Below are 2317 nucleotides of genomic sequence, written 5' to 3'. Positions count from 1 at the left end.
TCTCTATCTGGGTTATCTGTTCTTTATTTGGATAGATCCTTATTTTTACTGCCCGGTTTATCTTTCTCACCCTGACTCTCTATATACTGATGGATTGTTTCAACAGGTGCTATATTTCAAAGATTTCTTTTGTTCTCTCTGACATCTTATCGTCCAGCATCTTTCTGCTATATTTCATAACCAGAATCAAATAAAAACACTGAATGAGAATTATTATCTAAACTCATTATGTACACTCACTCCTCGACCGCCCAAAACCCAAGAGCATATTGTTCTTTTTTCTATTATAATATATTTCTTGTATCAGAACAAGTGTTTTTGTGATTTTTTATGAATTTTTATGCATTTGAGCAGATATGCTCGAATGTGCAATTCATCCCATCACCTATAGGACGCCACTGAAAAAGTGGTAAGTTTAGTATCACAGGGTGTCAAATATGTGCAAAAATGTTCCTTGATAATTAAATATTGCTAAAATAGTGTTTTGAGGGATGCAAAATCTACCCTTTTGAGAGATGAATTTTCCTATTTTTCCTCATTTGGGCAGACTTCTCCCTTTAGTTTTAAAATTCGTTTTAAATTGACTGCAAATATTGATACTGCTCCTTGAAGTTGCATGTTTGATAGTCCAGCAGCATCACAACGACTATATCCGTGTATATTTTTTAATTCACTATTTTTTGCCTCTATCATATAGCGGGTTTTGAAACGTTCCTTGAAATATTGTGTTTTTTGAAACGCTTCTTGATTTTTATGATAATCTGATTTAATAGTGATACTATACGTTTTGGTTTTTGCATTTTCTTTATAGCAGCCATTACGATAAGGACAGACATGGCATTTATTAATATCGAAAAAATATTTGATACGTGTATTCTTTTTCTGATTACTACGTTTGTCAATTCGATATTTTATAGCCAAATGCCCCGCTGGGCACTGCATGGTATCCGCATCTTTATTAAAGATAAAGCCATCCTCTGAACGAGTCCCTTTTATGATGCTCGGGTTAAGCTTTGAAATTAATTTATAGTCATTGCTTTGTGCATCTTTTAAATTTTCCAGTGTGGAATATGCGGTATCTGCTATTACTTCATTAACGGTTGCACCTGCTGCTTTACTTTTTTGAACCAGTACTGGAAGTTCCTGACCATCAAATGCTTCGCCGGATGTGATTGTTGCTGCTGTGATAATCCGTTCATCTGTCATGGCCAAATGAGTTTTGTATCCGTAAAAAGAAGAATTGACCGTTTTATGGCCAATCCGGGCATCCGGGTCAATGGATTGATCATAACAATCAATCTGATTATCCAAAATTTCGGATAACATAGAAGATTCTTCTTTAATCGTTGGCAGTTCTGAATACGGACTTTCCTGAACTGTGTTTAATAATTCATGACAGTATTCATTATACTCATCTAAAGAAGCTCGTTTTTCAGGTTCATCTGGCAGATAAATGTCTTTATCAGAATCTTTTAAAGCTGCTTTTAAAGCTGCTTTTAAAGAAGTAGAGGCTTTTTTCAACATTTCTCTCTGAGTAGTTTTATGATAACGGGCTTCTGTATGAGTTGAGTCAACAATTATAGTATTGCTTTTTAAAACACCTTGATTTATGGCAAGTTCTACACTTTTATTTATGAGCAGATCAAGTATATTTTCATCTTTTAAACGCTGCTTTCTGAATTTGGTTAAAAGACTAGGATGGATAACCTCTTCTTCTGGCGTTAATTCCAGAAAATATTTAAAAGACATATCATATCGTGATCTTTCAACAACACCATTATCAGAAAGGTTATAAAGATATTTTAAAAGCAGATATTTAAATAGCAATATAGGGGTTTTTTGCATTACGTCCATTATCAAGGCAATATTTATTTTTTAATTCATCATATATAAAAGAAAAATCGACCAATTCCCTGATTTTTCTTAGAATATGATCTTTTGGAACAATCATGTCATATAAATCTGAATAATAACTAAGGCTAAGTTTAAGTTGGGATGATAACATTTCAACCTCCGACAATTATGATACCTTAATTATATCAGATATATGATTTTACGACCACTTTTTCAGTGGCGTCCCTATAGAGGTGAGGGAATTCTTGCTACGATTGTTAAATAATTGCAAAAAAGGTTTCAAATTATCAGAACTCTTGATGAGATAATGATAACATGAAACCTTTTTGCGTAAAGCGGTATGTTGGATTTGCTTCATGGGGACCGCTTCATATTTTATTTTTATGCACATCATTCTTTATGGGGTCTGACCCCAATGTGGTCAACTTAAGCCCAGAACATTGATATTTCAATATTTCTGGGC

Annotated in this window: 1 protein-coding gene and 1 pseudogene; both read right to left on the bottom strand. The window is 33.5% G+C overall.

Features of this window, described 5'->3' with window-relative positions:
* On the bottom strand, positions 1–70 hold a 70-nt coding region (locus LJE12_RS21180; protein WP_147412857.1), incomplete at its 3' end, for a helix-turn-helix domain-containing protein.
* 455 nt (positions 71–525) lie between these two features.
* Positions 526–2005: pseudogene (locus LJE12_RS19350) on the bottom strand (IS1182-like element ISRmsp2 family transposase).
* Positions 2006–2317 lie beyond the last annotated feature (312 nt).

Origin of the sequence: Blautia sp. DFI.6.71, assembly GCF_020593585.1 — a bacterium.
Taxonomy (GTDB): Bacteria; Bacillota; Clostridia; order Lachnospirales; family Lachnospiraceae; genus Blautia_A; species Blautia_A wexlerae.
This window is presented reverse-complemented; position numbering and strand designations above follow the sequence as displayed.